Annotated in this window: 20 protein-coding genes; 9 read left to right on the top strand and 11 right to left on the bottom strand. The window is 35.7% G+C overall.

Features of this window, described 5'->3' with window-relative positions:
• The first annotated feature begins 158 nt into the window (after nt 1–158).
• Nucleotides 159–1,259: a DNA-processing protein DprA gene (gene dprA, locus H3U96_RS09285; RefSeq protein WP_165601699.1), complete on the top strand. Its 1,101-nt coding sequence runs from the start codon at nt 159–161 to the stop codon at nt 1,257–1,259.
• Between the two features lie 100 nt (nt 1,260–1,359).
• Here the strand turns inward: dprA and rraA are convergent, their stop codons facing one another.
• From rraA to H3U96_RS09310, 5 genes are all read right to left on the bottom strand, one after another.
• Nucleotides 1,360–1,851, bottom strand: a complete 492-nt coding sequence (gene rraA / locus H3U96_RS09290; protein WP_065579104.1) for a ribonuclease E activity regulator RraA — start codon at nt 1,849–1,851, stop codon at nt 1,360–1,362.
• Nucleotides 1,852–1,940: 89 nt separating this feature from the next.
• Nucleotides 1,941–2,843 (bottom strand): 1,4-dihydroxy-2-naphthoate polyprenyltransferase, encoded by a 903-nt coding sequence (locus H3U96_RS09295; protein ID WP_198196404.1) that lies wholly within the window; start codon nt 2,841–2,843, stop codon nt 1,941–1,943.
• A 71-nt stretch (nt 2,844–2,914) separates the two neighbouring features.
• Nucleotides 2,915–4,102 (bottom strand): ABC transporter permease, encoded by a 1,188-nt coding sequence (locus H3U96_RS09300; protein WP_086357105.1) that lies wholly within the window; start codon nt 4,100–4,102, stop codon nt 2,915–2,917.
• Nucleotides 4,103–4,116: 14 nt separating this feature from the next.
• The gene (locus H3U96_RS09305; protein WP_065613679.1) at nt 4,117–5,256 is read right to left on the bottom strand and encodes an ABC transporter permease; all 1,140 of its coding nucleotides are present in this window, start codon (nt 5,254–5,256) and stop codon (nt 4,117–4,119) included.
• The gene (locus tag H3U96_RS09310; RefSeq protein WP_065652035.1) at nt 5,238–6,209 is read right to left on the bottom strand and encodes an HlyD family secretion protein; all 972 of its coding nucleotides are present in this window, start codon (nt 6,207–6,209) and stop codon (nt 5,238–5,240) included. Before H3U96_RS09310 ends, H3U96_RS09305 begins: the two co-directional genes overlap by 19 nt.
• A gap of 335 nt (nt 6,210–6,544) precedes the next feature.
• Here H3U96_RS09310 and H3U96_RS09315 point away from each other — a divergent pair, with 335 nt between their 5' ends.
• Together H3U96_RS09315 and H3U96_RS09320 are read left to right on the top strand one after the other, a co-directional pair.
• Nucleotides 6,545–7,834, top strand: a complete 1,290-nt coding sequence (locus tag H3U96_RS09315) for an NAD(P)/FAD-dependent oxidoreductase (RefSeq protein ID WP_198196406.1) — start codon at nt 6,545–6,547, stop codon at nt 7,832–7,834.
• A 95-nt stretch (nt 7,835–7,929) separates the two neighbouring features.
• Entirely contained in the window at nt 7,930–8,529 is a 600-nt protein-coding gene (locus tag H3U96_RS09320; RefSeq protein WP_370545647.1) for a YiiX family permuted papain-like enzyme, read from the top strand.
• Here the strand turns inward: H3U96_RS09320 and rnhB are convergent.
• Genes rnhB through fabZ form a run of 4 tightly spaced genes read right to left on the bottom strand, consistent with a single transcriptional unit; the run spans nt 8,526 to nt 11,530 of the window.
• Nucleotides 8,526–9,119, bottom strand: a complete 594-nt coding sequence (gene rnhB / locus H3U96_RS09325; RefSeq protein WP_034903148.1) for a ribonuclease HII — start codon at nt 9,117–9,119, stop codon at nt 8,526–8,528. The genes H3U96_RS09320 and rnhB overlap by 4 nt on opposite strands.
• Entirely contained in the window at nt 9,110–10,264 is a 1,155-nt protein-coding gene (lpxB, locus tag H3U96_RS09330; RefSeq protein ID WP_198196408.1) for a lipid-A-disaccharide synthase, read from the bottom strand. Before lpxB ends, rnhB begins: the two co-directional genes overlap by 10 nt.
• On the bottom strand, nt 10,264–11,043 hold the full coding sequence (gene lpxA / locus H3U96_RS09335) for an acyl-ACP--UDP-N-acetylglucosamine O-acyltransferase (protein ID WP_086361473.1): 780 nt from the start codon (nt 11,041–11,043) through the stop codon (nt 10,264–10,266). Before lpxA ends, lpxB begins: the two co-directional genes overlap by 1 nt.
• Nucleotides 11,044–11,083: 40 nt before the next feature.
• Complete coding sequence (gene fabZ / locus H3U96_RS09340; protein ID WP_034903732.1) at nt 11,084–11,530, bottom strand: 3-hydroxyacyl-ACP dehydratase FabZ; 447 nt, start codon at nt 11,528–11,530, stop codon at nt 11,084–11,086.
• A gap of 231 nt (nt 11,531–11,761) precedes the next feature.
• Between fabZ and fkpA the strand changes: the two genes are divergently transcribed.
• The 3 genes from fkpA to tusC are packed head-to-tail and all read left to right on the top strand — an operon-like array spanning nt 11,762 to nt 13,421.
• The gene (gene fkpA / locus H3U96_RS09345) at nt 11,762–12,682 is read left to right on the top strand and encodes an FKBP-type peptidyl-prolyl cis-trans isomerase (RefSeq protein WP_198196410.1); all 921 of its coding nucleotides are present in this window, start codon (nt 11,762–11,764) and stop codon (nt 12,680–12,682) included.
• 4 nt (nt 12,683–12,686) lie between these two features.
• Nucleotides 12,687–13,052: a sulfurtransferase complex subunit TusD gene (gene tusD, locus H3U96_RS09350; protein WP_065613667.1), complete on the top strand. Its 366-nt coding sequence runs from the start codon at nt 12,687–12,689 to the stop codon at nt 13,050–13,052.
• A gap of 15 nt (nt 13,053–13,067) precedes the next feature.
• Complete coding sequence (gene tusC / locus H3U96_RS09355; protein ID WP_198196412.1) at nt 13,068–13,421, top strand: sulfurtransferase complex subunit TusC; 354 nt, start codon at nt 13,068–13,070, stop codon at nt 13,419–13,421.
• A 170-nt stretch (nt 13,422–13,591) separates the two neighbouring features.
• Here tusC and nagE read toward each other — a convergent pair whose 3' ends face one another.
• Nucleotides 13,592–15,097: an N-acetylglucosamine-specific PTS transporter subunit IIBC gene (nagE, locus tag H3U96_RS09360; protein WP_086357100.1), complete on the bottom strand. Its 1,506-nt coding sequence runs from the start codon at nt 15,095–15,097 to the stop codon at nt 13,592–13,594.
• A 246-nt stretch (nt 15,098–15,343) separates the two neighbouring features.
• Between nagE and nagB the strand changes: the two genes are divergently transcribed.
• From nagB to H3U96_RS09375, 3 genes are read left to right on the top strand one after another with little or no spacing between them, the layout of a single operon-like run.
• Entirely contained in the window at nt 15,344–16,150 is an 807-nt protein-coding gene (nagB, locus tag H3U96_RS09365; protein WP_065579093.1) for a glucosamine-6-phosphate deaminase, read from the top strand.
• Between the two features lie 11 nt (nt 16,151–16,161).
• A complete protein-coding gene (nagA, locus tag H3U96_RS09370; RefSeq protein WP_034903256.1) occupies nt 16,162–17,304 on the top strand; it encodes an N-acetylglucosamine-6-phosphate deacetylase in 1,143 nt (380 codons plus the stop codon).
• A gap of 36 nt (nt 17,305–17,340) precedes the next feature.
• Nucleotides 17,341–18,564, top strand: a complete 1,224-nt coding sequence (locus H3U96_RS09375; protein ID WP_086353963.1) for an ROK family protein — start codon at nt 17,341–17,343, stop codon at nt 18,562–18,564.
• Between the two features lie 56 nt (nt 18,565–18,620).
• Here H3U96_RS09375 and asd read toward each other — a convergent pair whose 3' ends face one another.
• Entirely contained in the window at nt 18,621–19,724 is a 1,104-nt protein-coding gene (asd, locus tag H3U96_RS09380) for an aspartate-semialdehyde dehydrogenase (RefSeq protein ID WP_065652024.1), read from the bottom strand.
• Between the last annotated feature and the right edge of the window lie 89 nt (nt 19,725–19,813).

A 19,813-nucleotide genomic window follows, 5' to 3' on the forward strand; every position in this document is an offset into this window, starting at 1 on the left:
AAATTCTTCGATCTACTCCTCAATTTGGTGTTTTCTCAATTTCGTATACATTGTAAACATTTATTATGCCCATGAATAGCCTTAGTTGGCTATTGGTAAAATATATCTAATCAATTCTAGATATGGTTCAAGCGAAAGATGTATATAAAAGGGCTGTAATGAGTAAATATGAATTTTTATTGCGAATTTCAATGCTTGGCCATAAAAGAATGGGATATTTTGAGAAAATAGGGCTATATTTTAGCTCCGGTCTACCTAATAAAATAAATAATGTTCCATTATTATTGGAAAAGATAGGCATTTGTAAAACACTTCAAAGTCATTTTTTTGCGATTTCCTATCTTCATTTTGAACCCATCCTTGATTGGTTAGCTACCACTAACCCGCCTAAACATTTGATTGCTTATTGTGATTCAGATTATCCAACATTACTTAAACAAATCAGTTCACCACCGTTATTGCTATTTGTTATGGGCAATAAACAACTATTACATTCACCACAAATTGCGATGGTAGGTAGTCGTGAATTTAGTGAGTATGGTGCACAATGGGGACGATATTTTGCTGGCGAATTAGCCATTAATGGTTTAACAGTGACTAGCGGACTGGCCCTCGGGTTGGACGCTATTTGCCATCGCGGTGCACTTGAGGTATCAGGAAATACTATTGCTGTTTTGGGTAGCGGTTTAGCGCAAATTTCGCCACGTTCAAATGTTAGATTAGCCAATGATATTTTGTCACAAAATGGGGCTATCATTTCAGAATTTTATCCATTTGAAAAAGCAAGATCCGAATACTTTCCGCGCCGCAATCGTATTATTAGTGGATTAAGTTTAGGGACATTTGTGGTTGAGGCATCGGAAAAAAGTGGATCACTTATTACTGCTCGTTATGCGCTTGAACAAAATCGTGATGTTTTTGCTTTGCCGGGTGATATTGATAATCCAAATAGCCATGGAAGCCATTATTTAATCCAACAAGGCGCTTATCTGGTTACCAAACCAACCGATATTTTAGAACATTATAGTGGCTTTTTATCATCACTTAATCGACAGAATAATCATGAAAACAAAGAGTGTAATACCGTTTTATATCCAGAAATTTTTGCTGTTATTCATCATCAGCCTATTGCTGTTGATACAATCGCTACGCTAGTTGATTTACCCATTCCTGAGTTAACCATTAAATTATTAGATATGGAAATAGCTGGCTTAATTATCACCGTCACCGGAGGCTATATTCGTAACCGCACGATATAAAGTTATCAGAAAAAATTGAGGAACGGGGTTTTTCAACATAAAAAACCGCTGTAAAGATACTGCGGTTCCTTAAAAAGAATAACTAAAAAGAATAACCAAGTTATTTATCATCTACTTCAAGTGCAATTTCAGATAAGATAATGCCAGTATTATCAGCATAGATAAAGTCGCCAGAGAAGAACGTCACGCCACCAAAGTTAACGCGAATATCTATTTCACCAACACCTTGATCATCAGAGCCGACAGGAATTGCCGCTAGTGCTTGCACTCCAATTTCAGCATCGGCGATATAATCAACTTGGCGCACCGCTCCATAAACAATGATACCTTCCCATTGGTTTTGCAGGGCTATATCGATTAATTCGGCATCTATCAATGCTCGACGCACCGAACCACCGCCATCAATAACCAATACTTTCCCTGCACCATTGGATTGTAACACTTCGTACAAAATGCCGTTATCTTCAAAACATTTCACGGTGACAGCTTGGCCAGAAAATGAAGCCACACCACCAAAGTTACTAAATATCGGTTCGACAACGTTCACATCTTCTGGATAGTAATCGCAAAGAATTGATGTATCAAATTCCATGGTCGAGTCTCCTTATACTGTAATATCTATTCGGTTCTAGTATAACGCTAATATGAAGTAAAACGATATAAATTTGGAATAAACGTGAGCTAGCTCAAAATAATACCTAAACAATAAAGTAAATTAGTCAATAAAGCAAGTTTGACCATTTGTACTAATAGTGGCACAGCGTCTTCATTTGTATTAAATTTAAACACCATGTACATATGTTTGATATACAACGGCAGTGCTAATAGGAAGATACCACTGCAATAAGTGTGTAACTGTTGATAAGCAAATAAACCAAAAAAAGATAATGATACAATTAACAAAACTAACTGATAACAACAACCATAAGTTTTGCCAATCAACACAATCAAAGTCCGTTTATGATGTTGTTTATCACTTTCATAATCACGCAAATTATTAATATTTAGCACTCCCACAGCCAACAAACCACTAGCTATTGCAGGAAAAACGATTGATGCTGATAAAGTTTTAGTCTGTAAATAATAACTGCCCATCACACCAACTAAGCCAAAGAAGATTAACACCGATAGATCACCTAAGCCAATATAGCCATAAGGTTTTTTACCGACAGTATAAGTAATTGCTGCGATGATTGAAGATAAACCTAATAAGATAAAAATTAATAATTGATAAGCGTTATTACAGGCTAACCAAAGTAGAGTCAATCCAGAGCAAACACACAATATAATGGTGATCCAGATAGCTATTTTTAACTGATTAAGAGTGATTAGACCTAGCTGTAAACCACGTTGATGGCCGATTAAATTGTGTTTATCGCCACCTTTAACCGCATCACCATAATCGTTAGCTAAATTTGATAAAATTTGTAACAGCGCTGCAGTAATCATTGCTAACAACATAATTATTAGATCAAAAGAGTGTTGCCAATAGGCAAGCGCATTGCCCAACAAAATAGCAGAAAACGATAAAGCTAATGTTTTCGGACGTAAACTAATAATCCATGGATAACATTTATTGGCCATATAACTGTTTTTTTGCGAAAAAATCAATCATTCATCATATCAGTAATTGATAGTATATTCATCCATTAGCATTAACTAATTGATGGTTTATTATCAATTTTTTGATTATTGGAATGCATAAATTTCTTTATTTTTCTGATGTATCCTCTGATTTTACCCTCTCGTAATGCAGCAATAAAAAAGCCTAACGAACCATAAATTACACCAAGAAATAGAATCATAAAGATATTAAATAAATTATCTGATAAACCTAATCCCATCTGATTTACTCCAGCAATCATATTGGTTGCCCAGGTTGATGGTAACATCCGTGATACCGTTTGTACCCATAACGGCATAGCATCAAGTGGCCATATGGTACCGGATAGATAAAATACCGGTGTTGTCAAAAAAGCTAAAGTTAAATAAATCATCTCGGTTCGATGTAAACATTCAGTCAGTAATTTACTTAAACCTAATACGCCTAATAATAGCGGAAATGTCATCACCAAAATCGCTGGTATGCTAGCTAATTGCCGATAACCAAGCACCCATGGCCATAATCCAAACAGGACTAAAGACAAAAATAACCATATCGGAATAAGACCACATAAGCTACCAAATATGACAATTTTTGGCGGTTTGCCTTGTGGCAGTGAATGCAAAGTTAGATTAGTTCGTGTTGAAGCTATTAAAAAGGTATGTTGCAATAACATAACTAACAAACCAGGGAACGTTATCGCCGCAAAACTGATACCAGCATTATAAAGCGGCATTGTTTGCCCTTTAATTGGTGATAAGATGATATTAATCTGTGGATCAGAAAAACCACTATTCCGCATCACCCGCGTATTATATTCGGTCAATATTTGTTGATATATTCCTCTAATATCCACCTGTATCAAACCATTTGCTAAACGGCTAGATGCATCGCCATAAGCAGGGATTGTCACATCTTCACCATTCAATAGTCGCTTTTCAAAATCCCGTGGAATGGTGAACACCGCAAATAACTTACGGCTGTTAATATCATCGTAGGCTTGCAATGAATTTTCATAAGTAAGCACATCAATTTTGGAACTGGTATTTAAAGAACGAATCAGACTTCGACTGGTGGTAGTATGATCTTGATCAACAATCGCAACCGGCAAATTGGTGATGGTACCATTTACATATACTAAACTCATTAACGAAACAGACACTAACAGCAACAGCCACATTGGTCGCATTAGCATATAAAAAAACATTTTTACTGCTGAAGATAGAAATAGCTTAAGCATGCCAACATTGCCTCTTACTGTGAATGTAAACGTTTGACTAAACGTTTTCTTACTAATACTGTAATAATTATTGGATAGATCATTAAAATAGCGCAGGTTTTCAATACCGATAGATAACTAGAATGCCGTAAAAATAGATCGAATAATTTATTAAGCGCATAGGTTAAAGGTTCAAGTGACGAAATAAATCTCGCTATCCACGGCATTGACAGTTCTGGCACAACTACCCCCGAATAAGTTAATGCCAATCCAACTAATACCCCAATATAGGTATAGGCATCTAATACATTTTTAGTAAACGTATAAAGTAAAATACCGATACTTTGTGCTGCAATCACATAAAAAAACACTACGAACATCATGGCGAATGGAGAACCGGATACTCGAGCATCAGAAAATAACACCAGCATTGCAATTTCAAACATTAATAACATAGTATACCAAATGGTATAAGGTGCTAATTTACCCAAAACAAACGGATAATTAGGTCGAGTTCGTTTAGGTAATTTTGATAAAATATAAATAGTTGTCGTTACAACAAATAATTGTAATAGATGTACCACTGCAGAAAACTGCTGAAAGTACATTGAGTTACCACTGGCATTAAATAGCCCATCATAATTGAAATTAACTTGTGCAAGTTTTGGTACTGGCAAACCAATACTCGTCGCCATAGTGGTACGATATTGAGTATTTAATGAGGCAATCAAACCTGAATAATCCATTATAGAATAGAGGCCGGCACTATAGTATAAAGCATTATAATAGAGCATCGGCGTTGGTTGACGACCTGCTAACACATCAGCTTCAAAATTAGGTGGAATATATAAAATAGCGTAGATTTTTGCTTTTTCTAAATCTCGTTCTGCGGCCTTAAGCTGATTATCATAATTGAATAAATTTGCATGCGCACCAGCATTAAGATCGCGAACAATTTCACGAGATAAAGTACTTTTATCTTGATCGACATAGCCTACTGGTAGATCAAATAACACACCTCGATAAAAGATACTACTGATGATGACAAAGATAATCAGCGGTAAAATCCACATTAACCAGTGGAAAGTAAAGCGCTTAAATATATCTGGGATTTCATCGTTAAATGCGTCTTTAAAGCGATGCCAGAAGTCTAAAATTAGTTGTCGATTTTCCATAATGTACTCATACCTGCACGTAAGCCTTCTACAGGTTTAGTTGGATAAAGTCTAATTTCAAACGTTTTTAAATCAAAATCACCAGTCGCTCGGGTTGCCCGTTTAGTAGCATAATCTCCCATTGGCGCAATAAAACGAATTTCAGCTTCAATTTCTTTATTACCAAGCGCAGGAACTTCCAGCTTAACATGATCACCTTTGTGAATATTAGGCATAATATTTTCACGCAGATTAAACACAAAATAAGCTTGCGGCAAGCGAATAACCGTTAATAGTGGACTATTAGGATTAAATAGCTCACCAACTTCAGCAGGAATTGAACCTACTTCCCCATCTACTGGCGCTTTAACTTGCAAATCATCGTATTGGATCTGCAATTGTTTAAGCTGTTCTTCGGCTTCTTTTAATTTAGCATTATAGATTTCACGTTGTTCAACCCGATCACCATTTTTGGCTTGATCTAAATTAGCTTGAGCTGACAACACTTGTTGATAAGCCGCATCGCGAGTTTTTAGCGCACTATCTAATATTGATTGAGAGACGAAGCCTTTGGCCGAAATCGCTTTGTTACGATTGTATTCTTTAGAGGCGTTATCATAAGCAACTTTAGCTTGTTCAAGTAATGCTTCATAATAACGAATACTCTCTTCACGAGTACCATTTTGAGAAAGTTGCACTTGTGCTTGCGCTTGCTCTCTGGCTGCTTCAGCGGCTTTAACTTGCGCTAACAATTCAGGACTATCGAGTGTAATCAAGATATCATTTTGCTTAACATCATCACCTCGATTGACATGAATAGTCTGCACTCGCCCCTTTGCTTTTGAGGAAATGCTAACATTAGGTGCATCCACTTCACCTTGCAAAATTAGCTGGCTACTATGAGCACGAATTAAAATCGTCATTGAAATTAAAATAACAATCAATGCAATTACAATAAAAATTTTTTTATTCATATATTTTTTAGATTAATAAGTATCAGATAAGACCTAAACAACTAGGATAATTGTATGTAATAAAGAATTAGCATACTTCAATTACAAATATTATATCATGGGATATCGTGCTAAATTTAAACAATCTAAGCTATATTTTATGCTCAAATAACAATTAGAAGGAATTATTTACAACTATATTACAGATTATTCTATTTTAGCCTTAAATAAATTTCAATAATTGTAAACCATCATTTTAATAGATTTCATTTATAAATGTTATCAGTCAAAAGAAATAGATAAAAACCTACTTATTTAGTATGATATTTTTTAATTGAAATAATAAGGCTTAAAATATGCAAAAAATAATTATTATTGGCGGTGGTGCTGGCGGTTTAGAGCTTGCTACCGACCTAGGCGATAAATTAGGCAAAACTGATAAAGCTCAAATTACCTTAATTGATAAAAACAGTTATCATTTATGGAAACCACTATTACATGAAGTAGCAACTGGTGTACTTGATGAGCAAGTTGATAATATTTATTATGCATCGCAAGGACAACAGCATAATTTCGAATTTACTCAAGGTACCTTCACCAACCTTGATCGCAACCAAAAGCAAATTAGCATTATCAATCATAACGATGAAACTGTTCTTGTTGATTATGATATTTTGGTTATCGCTATTGGTAGCACATCTAATGACTTTGGTACCCCTGGTGTGAAAGAACATTGTATCTTCTTAGATGACCAAAATGCCGCTATTCGCTTACGTGAAACCTTAATTAATAAATTTACGGATTTTTGTTCGATCATTGATGACGATCAAACCACAAAAGAAGATAAAATTCATATTGCTATCGTTGGCGGTGGCGCGACTGGAGTTGAATTAGCTTCTGAACTACCCCATATGGTGGAAACGTTTGGTGCTTGCGGTCGAAATAAAATGTGTTCCGATCTGTTAGATGTTTCAGTTATTGAAGCAACCGATCGTATTTTACCGGCTTTACCAGAAAAAACCGCAGCTAGTATTACTAACACACTAAAAAAACAAGGGATTCATGTATTAACTAATACCATGATCACTAAAGCGGAAAGTGATGGATTTTATCCGAAAGAAGGCGAAACCATTAAAGCCGATATGATGATTTGGACTGCTGGCGTTAAAGCGCCTGATTATTTAAAAGAGATCGCTGGTCTAGAATCAAGCCGATCAAATCAATTAGTGGTAAAACCAACATTACAAACATCTCGTGATGACAGTATTTTTGTTATTGGTGATTGTGCATACGCAATGCAAGACAATGGTCATGCTTCACCACCTACCGCTCAAGCAGCTCATCAAATGGCAAAAATTTGCTATGAAAATATCGTTAGATTATTAAACAACCAATCATTAAAAACATTTAAATACACTGATAAAGGTACTGTGATTTCATTACATGATACCGCTGAAGGTGTAGTCAAATTAATTGGTAATAGTCAAATGGGAGTGAAAGGATTTTTCGCTTTAATGATCCACAAACTACTCTATCGTATGCATCAAGCAAGCTTACTTGGTATTTTCAAAACTATTCGTTTCGCCAGTGCTAGCAAATTTATGTATAAAACCAAATCAACTTCGATTTTTAGTAATCGTGATTAATTGCTAAAAAATATTTAACAGCTACTGAAAAATTTTGTTAAGTAGCTGTTTTCGCTTATACTATTATCTTAATTACAATTTTTAGATAATAGATGATGCGTTTTATTTTCATTTTTAGTTTACTTTTCGCTAGTTACACAGCTATAGCAAATTATCAGCCACATGATGGCGATGTCATTTTCCAATCTTCTCAATCAAATCAAAGTAAAGCCATTGAGCAAGCAACAAATTCACCTTATAGTCATGTAGGAATCATTTTTATTAAAAATGGCAAACCTTATGTTTTTGAAGCAGCAAGTAAAGTTATTTATACCCCGTTAGATAAATGGATAAATCGTGGTAAAAATAAAACATATGTGATTAAACGGTTAAAAAATCATCCTTTATCTCAGCAAGAAATTACCAGTTTAAAACAAGTTGCCCATAAATTTGAAAACAAACCTTACGATATTTGGTTTGGTTGGGATGACAAATATATTTATTGTTCAGAATTAGTGTGGAAAATTTATAATCGAGCGCTTAAATTAAAAATTGGTCAATTACAAACAATTAAAGATTTTAATTTATCATCGCCAGCGGTTAAACAAAAACTAAAAGAACGTTATGGTAATAACATTCCATATCAAGAAACGGTGATATCACCGGTTGCGATATTTAATTCACCACTACTTATCACTGTTGATAAGCGGGATTAAATTAGTAATAATCTTTTTATTGGTGCAAAGCTTTTACGATATAGATGATTCACGCCATGTTGTTCAATGGCGTTTAAATGATCTTTGGTTGGATAGCCTTTATGTTTAGCTAAACCATATTGAGGGTATAACTTATCAAGCTCAACCATTTCACGATCACGGGTCACTTTGGCTAAGATCGATGCAGCACTAATTTCAGCCACTAACAGATCACCTTTAACCACTGCTTGGGTTCGAATACCAAAATTAGGGCAACGATTACCGTCAACTAACACATAATTTGGTTTAATGTTTAAGCCAGCCACCGCTCGTTGCATTGCCAGCATGGTAGCATGTAGGATATTGAGTTCATCAATTTCATCAACCGATGCTCTAGCGACACACCATGCTAATGCATCTTGTTTAATAATATCAAAGAGCGCTTCACGTTTTTTTTCTGATAATTTTTTAGAATCAGTTAATCCCTCAATCGGTTTATTCGGATCTAAAATCACCGCAGCAGTTACGACATCGCCACAAAGTGGTCCGCGACCAACTTCATCAACACCGGCAATTAATGTCGCATCCGGGTAAGTAAACTCTAATAACAAGGGGAATCCTCTAATACATCTAATACCGCCTGGGCAGCTTGTTCATCAGCATTACAGCGAATTTGTTTATGCAAAGCCAAAAATGTTGCTTTTAGTTCGGTGTTGTCACCTTCTAAAAAAGGAAGAACATGATTAGCGATATTTTCTGGTGTACAGTCGTGCTGTAATAATTCAGGGACGATTTCTTTACCTGCTAGAATATTGGGTAGAGAAACATAAGCGGTTTTGATAAGTTTTTTCGCCAGCCAAAAGGTGAAAGCTTTCATTTTATAGCCAACAACCATTGGGCATTTAGCCAACATACACTCAAGTGCCACCGTTCCCGAAGCTAAAATTGCTGCATTACTGGCAATCATCGCTTCCCGAGCATGACCATCTAATAATTGTAGCTTAAGCTCTGGTGCAATCTCTGCCTTTATTTGTTCAAATTCCACTCTTCTTTTGCTATTCACTAATGGAACTACAATATGTAAATCAGGGAGTTTATCACGTAACAATTGCGCTGCTTTTAAAAAAGGCTCAGATAATAATGTCACTTCGGCATGGCGACTGCCGGGCAATAAGGCTAAGCATTGGCAATCAACAGGAATACCTAACTGTTGACGCATAGCTGTTTGATCGGGTTCGAGGGGAATATCATCGGCCATTTTATGACCAATAAATCGACAAGGTACATCAAATTTATCATAAAAGGCTTTCTCGAAAGGCAGAAAAGCTAAAATTAAATTTGTATTGCGTTTAATTTTAAATACCCGCTTTTGCTTCCAAGCCCACACCGAAGGACTTACGTAATGGATGGTTTTAATTCCAGCTTGTTTAAGTTTTCCTTCTAATGCAAGATTAAAATCCGGGGCATCAATACCGATAAAAATATCAGGTTTTAGATCAATAAGACGTTTAGTGATATCTCGACGAATTGCTAATATACGCCGTAGCCGACCTAATACCTCAACAATCCCCATCACTGATAGCTCGTCCATTTCATACCAAGCTTGGCAACCTTCAGCTTGCATTAGTGGACCGGCAATACCGACAAATTTAATATTAGGATGGTGTTTTTTAAGAGTGCGAATTAAACCGGCACCAAGAATATCGCCAGATGTTTCACCGGCGACCAGAGCAATGGTTAACTGCTTATCTGTCATTAACGGATAATGCCTCGGGTTGAACGAGCAAAAAAGTCGTTAAACAGCTGTACTTCTGGATACTGTTTAGCTAGCATTGCAATTTCAACTTTTGCATCGTCAAGCGTTAATCCATTTCGATATAGAATTTTGTACGTGTTACGGATGGCTTGTAGTGCTTCTTTACTAAAGCCACGACGTTTCAAGCCTTCATAATTGACGCCATGTGGTGTTGCGTGATTACCTTGAGCAATAACATAAGGAGGTACATCTTGAGCAACGCCAGAACAACCGCCAACCATAACGTGAGAACCGATTACACAAAATTGGTGCACTGCGGTCATGCCGCCAATAATCACATGATCATCTAACTGAACATGACCACCTAGCGTGGCATTATTAGCCAAAATACAACGATCACCAATAATACAATCATGCGCAACGTGGGCATTAATCATCAATAAATTATCACTACCAATACGGGTTAACTCACCACCTTGAACAGTGCCACGATGAATCGTCACACTTTCACGAATCAGATTGCGATCACCAATTTCGGTGCGAGTTGGTTCACCACGATATTTCAGATCTTGGTTAACTTCACCAATTGAAGCAAATTGATATATTTGATTATTTTGACCAATTTTGGTGTGTCCATTAACCACTACATGAGATTTTAAACAGGTACCATCACCTATTTCAACATTTTCACCAATATAACAAAAAGGCCCAATTTTGACATTATCACCAATCTTTGCCCCCTTTTCTATTACTGAACTTGGGTGTATTTCCGTTGCCATAGCAATTCCTTAATACATTTGGGATATTTCAAAATCAACTTTATTTACGAGCACACATCATTTCAGCTTCGCAAACTAATTTGCCATCGACAGTTGCAACACCATGGAACAATGCAATGCCTCGACGCTCTTTAATATATTCAACATCAAGCATAATTTGATCACCTGGCACCACTGGTCGTTTAAAACGAGCTTTATCTATTGAAGCAAAATAATAAAGTTGTCCTGGTGACAATTCTTCAATACTTTTAAAGGCTAAAATTCCAGTTGCTTGCGCCATCGCTTCTAAAATTAAAACGCCTGGGAAAATCGGTTTATTCGGGAAGTGACCTTGGAAGAATGGTTCATTTACAGTTACATTTTTAATGGCTTTTAATGTTTTACCTTTCTCATAACTAAGTACACGATCAACCATCAAAAACGGATAACGGTGTGGAAGTAAACTAATAATTTCTTCAATATCAAGGGTATTAAGTTCGGTAGTCAAAATAGCTATCCTTATACATTATTTGCTATAAATTATTTGTATTATAACTGAGGATACCACTTTCACTCAAGGAGTGATTTAAGCCACAAATTTTAAAATTCCTAATGACTAAAAAATCAAATAAATGCAATAAATTATCTAAATGATATGTAAATACTATTTTATACTATATTAGATCATATATAATATGTTCAATATTTAGCTAAAAAGATATTTAACTTGGAGAGTAGAATGAAATCATTTATAAAAATGACATTAGTAAGTAGTGCTATCGTATTAGCATTGGCTGGCTGTGATGACAAAAAAACCACTGAAGAAAACAAAGCACCAGCAACAACAACCACTGCACCGGCAAATAGCACTGAAAATGCTAATACCAATGCGACAAAAAGTAAAACTGAAGCAACGACTGCGCAAAACTCAGCGGATAAAGTGACAATTTCAACTGATGCGCAAAAAGAAGCTTACGCATTAGGTTCTTCATTTGCTAACTATATGAAATCAAATTTAGAACAAAATGAAGTAACTGCCGATCAAGAATACCTAATCAGTGGCTTTAATGAAACCATGCGTGGTGCCTCACAACTTAGCCAAGATGAAGTTAAAAATGTATTAGATGCATTTGGTAAACGAATTCAAGAAGAAAGCCAAGCTCGTTTTGAAAAACAAAAAACTGAAAATACTGCTGCTGGTGAAAAATATCGCGAGGATTTTGCTAAGCAAGAAGGTGTAATTAAAACTAAATCTGGTTTAATGTATAAAATTCTTAATGAAGGAACCGGTCGTCATCCGTCAGCAGAAGATACCGTTATTGTTCATTATGTTGGTACATTAACAGATGGCCGTACATTTGATAGTTCTTATGATCGTAACGAACCTGCAACTTTCCCACTTAATGGAGTAATTAAAGGTTGGACAGAAGGGATCCAATTAGTTGGTGTTGGTGGTAAAATTAAATTAGTTGTGCCACCTGAATTAGGATATGGTGACCAAAGCTTCCCGAGTCAAGGTGACAAAGCAAGTATTACACCAGCATCAACGCTAGTTTTTGAAGTTGAACTACTTGGTATTGATGATGATAAGGAAAATAATCCAGCATCATCAACTGAGCCAGAACAAACGCAAGAGCAAAATCAACCAGCAGCTAACTAATTTGATGAAACCATTAAGTTATACATTGGTTATTATGGGTCCCGCTTATGGGACCCAATCTGCTTATTGTGCCTATCAATTTGCTCAAACACTGCTTGCAAATAGTAACCATTCAATTGCTAACATATTTTTCTATGCTGACGGCGTTTATAATGCTAATTGTTATAGTGATCCAGCCAATGATGAATTTGATCTAGTCAAAGCTTGGCAACGCTTAGCAAAACAGTATTCGTTAAAACTGACTGTTTGCGTAGCAGCCGCGCAAAGACGTGGTATCAGTGAAAATAATCTTGCCGAATATTTTGAACTAACCGGTCTTGGCGAGTTGAGTGAAGCAGTAGCAAGTTCAGATCGAGTTCTACAATTTTAAATATAGGCAGATAACATGAAAAAAGTAGCAATCATTATTAGCTCAGCACCACATAGCACTGCCAAAGGTCGAGAAGCATTAGATACCGCTTTAGCCCTTTCAACATTCAATCATATATCTGTCTTTTTTATCGGCGATGGTGTATTTCATCTATTAGCTAATCAACATCCAGAGTTGATATTAATGCGTGATTACATTGCCACTTTTAATATGTTGGAACTTTATGACATTGAAGATGTTTATGTCTGTAAAGCATCATTAGATGAACGTAAATTAAGCCAGACTCCCCTCAATATTGCAAACCAACTAATTGATAAGAATCAGTTAACTCAACTATTAGCCAATCAAGATGTGATTTTACGCTTCTAAAGCCTGCTAAAAAACCGTTTCCTCAAAATTTTTATATAATCTTATCAAGATTTTAGTTACCAAAAAATAGATCAATCGTTTTTAAAACAATATAAAAACCCCATGACTTTTATCATTACTGATTAAGTCACAGGGATAATTTTACTAAAATTTGTTAGATAAAATTTCGATTAAACAAGTTTTTTCATTTGATCTGCAATCTTTTCAGCTTGTTGACCAACTACGATTTGTACGCCTGTTTTACCTAATTTTATAACTGCCATTGCACCTAGTGCTTTAGCTGCTTGTTCATCAATTAGATCGGTATCATGAACATTCAAACGTAAACGAGTAATACATGAATCAATATTAGTTAAGTTTTCTTTACCACCAATAACTACTAAATATTGTTCAGCAAGTTTAGATAAATCACCACCAACTGGTGCATTTTCTTGTGCTGATGTTTCTTCAGTAATTTCAGTTGCATTAGCAACATCATCTTCACGACCTGGTGTTTTAAGATTGAATTTCACAATTACAAAGCGGAATACGATATAGTAAACAAAGAAGAATACGATACCTTGTAGAATTAACATATACCAATGTACAGCTAATGGGTTACGAGATTGTAACAACATATCGATTAGACCTGCACTGAATGCAAATCCAGATATCCATTGCATTGTTGCAGCAATAAATAGAGAGATCCCCGTTAAAACAGCATGGATTACATATAACACAGGCGCAACAAACATAAACGCAAACTCTAATGGTTCAGTAATACCAGTAAAGAAGGCCGCAAAAGATGCCGCTAACATGATTGAAGCTGTTTTATCTTTATTACCTTTTTTAGCAGTATGATAAATTGCCAGTGCAGCGCCAGGTAAACCAAACATCATAATAGGGAAGAAACCTGCTTGATAACGACCAGTTATACCAACAATCGCTTCACCAGAATCAATAGAACCTTGTCCACCTAAGAAGTTAGGAATATCATTAACACCAGCAACGTCAAACCAAAATACTGAGTTTAACGCATGGTGTAGACCAACAGGAATTAATAAACGGTTAAAGAAGCCATAAATACCTGCACCCACTGAACCTAAATTCTTAATCCATTCACCAAAAGATACTAATGCGCTAAAGACCATAGGCCAAATAAAATATAGCACTACAGAAACAAGTAACATCACAATAGATACAATGATTGGGACCAAACGCTTACCACTGAAAAAAGCTAATGTTTTATGTAGTTCAACAGAACTAAAGCGGTTATATAGTTCAGCAGACATAATCCCAACTAAAATACCGATAAATTGGTTATTTATCTTGAAAAAAGAGGGAGATATCTGTGCCTCCCAACCTTTTACACTGGTATCAACACCTTCAAATAGGGCAATAGTATTTGGTGATAATAGTGTAGTAATGATTAAAAAGCCTACCAATCCAGATAATGCTGCTGCGCCATCTTTATCTTTAGACATACCATACGCAACACCGATTGCGAAAAGAATTGGCATATTATCGATAATGGCACTGCCGGATTTAATCAAAAATGCCGCAGCAATATTGTTGGCACCCCAACCATCTGAATCAATCCAATAACCAATACCTAAAAGTATTGCTGCAGCAGGTAATACTGCCACGGGCACCATTAAAGAGCGCCCAATTCGTTGTAAATAAGCTAAAATTCCCATAGTTTTGCCTCATATTATCATTAGGGAGTTACTTAAAAATAATAAAATCTCACATCGTTAAGTAAAAGAAGTAAGTCAAATATATTTGACATTATATTATTTTACTTCGCAAATTAAATGTTTGCTTTTTGTGATTTATATCACGCTTTTTTTTTGCTTAATTAGTTTAATATAGTAAAATAACTACAACATTTTTTACTTTAAAAAAAAAGATTTATTCAATTATATCAGAAGAGATTATATTTTATGAGACTTATTCCTTTAAAAAATGCGCAAGAAGTTGGCGCGTGGGTTGCTCAGCGCATCGTAAACAAAATTAATCAATTTAATCCAACTGCAGATCGTCCTTTTTTACTAGGTTTACCAACGGGAAGTTCACCATTAGTAATGTATCAACAACTAATTAAACAGTACCAAGCGGGTAAAGTAAGTTTTAAACATGTCGTGACATTTAATATGGACGAGTATGTCGGTATTCCTGAAGATCATCCACAAAGTTATCACACTTTTATGTATGAAAATTTCTTCAACCATATTGATATTGATAAAAACAACATCCATATATTAAATGGTAATGCAGCTGATATAGAACAAGAATGCCAAGAATATGAAGAAAAAATCAAATCCTATGGCAAAATCAATATTTTCCTTGGTGGCGTGGGCCAAGATGGACATATTGCATTTAATGAGCCAGGTTCTTCACTTTGTTCACGAACTCGTATCAAAACCTTAACTGAAGATACCATTATTGCCAATTCACGCTTTTTTGATAATGATATCAAACAAGTGCCAAAACATGCATTAACCATTGGTGTTGCAACATTAATGGATGCCGAAGAGGTAATTTTATTAGTTTGTGGACACAACAAAAGTTTGGCATTGCAAGCAGCGGTAGAAGGAAGTGTTAACCATTTATGGACTGTTTCCGCATTACAAATGCATCCAAAATCAATTATTGTTTGTGATGAGACAAGCACTGATGATCTTAAAGTAAAAACACTAAAATATTTTAAACAAATGGAAGCAGATAATCTTCAAGTAACCATTTTATAAAGGATAACTCAATGTACGCATTAACCAATTGCCGTATTTACACTGGTTATGAAATTCTTGATAATCACGCTGTTATTATTGACGGTGATAAAATTGCAAAAATTTGTAAACAAGAACAATTACCAGCCGACATCACCATTAAAGATTTACAAGGTGCTAATGTTGCACCAGGCTTGATTGATATCCAAGTCAATGGCTGTGGTGGTGTGCAATTTAATGAAACACTTGATGCACTAAGTATTGAAACCTTAGAAGCTATGCAAGCAACTAACCTTGTGTATGGTTGTACTAGCTATTTACCAACCTTAATCACCTCAACTGACGAATTTATGATTAAAGCAGTAAACGTGATGCGTGAATATTTAGCTAAGCACCCTAACCAAGCATTAGGTTTACATCTTGAAGGACCTTATATTAATCCTGAGAAGAAAGGTATTCATAATATAAATTATATTCGTCAACCTTCACAGGAGATGATCGACTTTCTTTGTGCAAACGCCGATGTAATTAAAATTATTACTCTAGCCCCAGAAAAAGTTGATGCTAAACATATTAAACAATTATGTGATGCCGGAATTCATGTTTCAGTTGGACATTCTAACGGCCACTATGATGATTGCCGTCGTGGTTTCAATGCTGGTATCCGCCTAGGTACGCATCTATTTAATGCTATGCCTTATATTACTGGTCGCGAACCGGGTGTTGTTGGCGCAATTTATGATGAACCAGAAGTGTATGTCGGTATCATTGCTGATGGCCAGCATGTAAGTTGGGCGAATATCCGTAATAGCCACAAAATTAAACAAGATCATTTAATTTTGATTACTGATGCGATGTTATTAGCTGGTTCTAATTTAACTTCAGGAGTATTTGCTGACAAAACTATCTATTATAAAGATGGCCGTTGTGTTGATGAAAATGGCACGCTAGGTGGATCAGCATTAACCATGATTGAAGCAGTAAAAAATGCAGTAGAGTATGTTGGTATTGCTTTAGATGAAGCATTAAGAATGGCAACACTCTACCCAGCCAAAGCGATTGGTGTAGATAAACAACTAGGTACAATTAGTGAAAGCAAAATTGCCAACTTAGTTATTTTTAATCGTGACTTTTCAAATGTGAAAACTATTGTTAATGGAGAGATGAGCCGTTAGAATGTCGGATAGTTAATGAAAATATTGAGATAAAATATGACCTTTAATTACCTACATCTAGTCGGCAATGCTGAACTAATCAAGCAATTAAATTATGCAATGATTTATCGTTTGATTGTTCAGCAAGCGCCCATTTCACGTATTCAACTCGCCGAAATTAGTCAATTAGCACCCGCTAGTATCACCAAAATAACTCGCCAACTTCTTAAAAAAAATATGATCAAAGAAGTTGATGCCCAACAATCAACAGGGGGCAGACCTGCGGTTTCAATACAAGCAAAATTTAGCTATTACCAGACAATTGCTATTCAGTTGAGTCGTTCACATGTCACAATTGAACTTTATGATCTAGGAGCCAATTGCTTAATATCTGAAGTTTATCCATTGACTACTTTTACCGAACAGTTAGCACAAGAATATTTAATTGCACTAATTAAACAGTTCATCGAAAAAAATAATAAAAAAGTTAAACACCTTGTTGCCATCTCAGTAGTACTACCGGGCTTAATTGACTCAGTTCGCGGAATTATTCGTTATACGCCACATATTCAAGTTAAGGCATGGCCTTTAGCGGATGTATTACGTGATCAGTTTAATGTTTCGATTTTTATTGGTAATGATATTCAAAGTTTGGCATTAGCTGAGAGCTATTTCGGTTCAACTCAAGATGTTGATGATTCAATTTTAATTCGTGTACATCGTGGTGTTGGTTCAGGAGTAATTATTAATCAACAATTACTTACTAACCATAACCAAACAGCTTGTGAAGTTGGACACATCCAAATTGATGCATTAGGTGAACGTTGCCATTGTGGAAATTTTGGCTGTTTAGAAAATCGTGTAGTTCACAAGGCCATCGAGGCACGAGCAAAACAGATGATAGAGCAAGGTTATCCGACTAAATTAAGTTTAGATAACATGAATATCAGCAATATTTGCAAATATGCCAATCAAGGAGATGAGTTAGCACTTAAGTTAGTTAAAGATGCCGGTGAAAATCTGGGTAGAGCTGTCGCGATAATGGTGAATATTTTTAACCCACAACGGATTGTATTAGCTGGCGAATTAACAAAATCACCCGATGTATTATTAAATGCAGTAACTAGTGCGTTAAATGCTCAAAGTTTAGAAGAGTTAAGAAACAATCTAACTATCAATTGTTCAACACTTAATGACCGTTCAGCAATTGGTGCATTTGCCTTAGTACAACAAGCGTTATTTAACGGTTCACTGTTAATGACCTTGTTAGAAACAATCTAATAAGTTGCTTTACAATAAAAATAAAAGCCCATAAATAGGGCTTTTGTTATTCATCATTAAGCTAAGATGCGTAGCATTCTTCGTAATGGTTCAGCAGCACCCCATAATAACTGATCGCCAACTGTAAAGGCTGATAGATACTCTTTACCCATATTCAATTTACGTAACCGTCCAACAGGCGTACTTAAAGTACCTGTAACCGCAGCTGGAGTCAGTTCTCGCATAGAAAGTTCACGATCATTTGGTACAACTTTAACCCAATCATTATGAGCAGCAAGTAGTTTTTCAATCTCAGGAATGCTGATATCTTTTTTCAATTTAATCGTGAACGATTGACTATGGCAACGTAATGCCCCAACTCGTACACAAAGCCCATCGACTGGAATAATCTGACTCGTTCCTAGAATTTTATTGGTTTCCGCTTGGCCTTTCCACTCTTCACGACTTTGACCGTTATCAAGAGCTTTATCAATCCAAGGAATTAAACTGCCCGCTAAAGGCACACCAAAATTATCAGTTGGTAAACTACCATCACGCATTTTTTGTGTCACTTTGCGTTCAATATCTAAAATAGAAGAGTTAGGATCTTGGAGTTGTTTAGCAACTTCAGCGTTTAACATTCCCATTTGAGTAAGTAATTCACGCATATGACGTGCACCACCACCAGAAGCAGCTTGATAAGTTGACACAGAAACCCAATCGATTAAGTTTTCAGCAAATAATCCACCAAGTGACATCAACATTAAACTTACTGTACAGTTACCTCCAACAAAAGTTTTAATGCCTCTATCTAAAGCTGATTGAATGTTAGCTTTATTCACTGGATCAAGAACAATAATTGCATCATCTTCCATACGTAAAGTTGACGCAGCATCAATCCAATAGCCTTGCCAACCGGTTGCACGCAATTTTGCATAAATTTCAGAGGTATAATCACCACCTTGGCAGGTAACAATAATATCTAATGCTTTTAAAGCATCAATATCATTGGCGCTTTGTAATATTCCTGTTTTTCCACCAAACGAAGGAGCTGCTTGACCAGCTTGAGAAGTAGAAAAGAAAACAGGATTGATATAATCAAAATCATGTTCTTCAACCATACGTTGCATAAGAACAGAGCCCACCATTCCTCGCCAACCGACAAAACCAACATTTTTCATATTTTATTTCCAAAAGTAGATGTTATATAAAGAAATATTCATTTACTATTAAAGCAAAAAATCACCATAAAACAAGTCAGATAAGAATT

The organism is Gilliamella sp. M0364 (genome assembly GCF_016100565.1).
In the GTDB taxonomy this organism is placed as follows: domain Bacteria; phylum Pseudomonadota; class Gammaproteobacteria; order Enterobacterales; family Orbaceae; genus Gilliamella; species Gilliamella apis.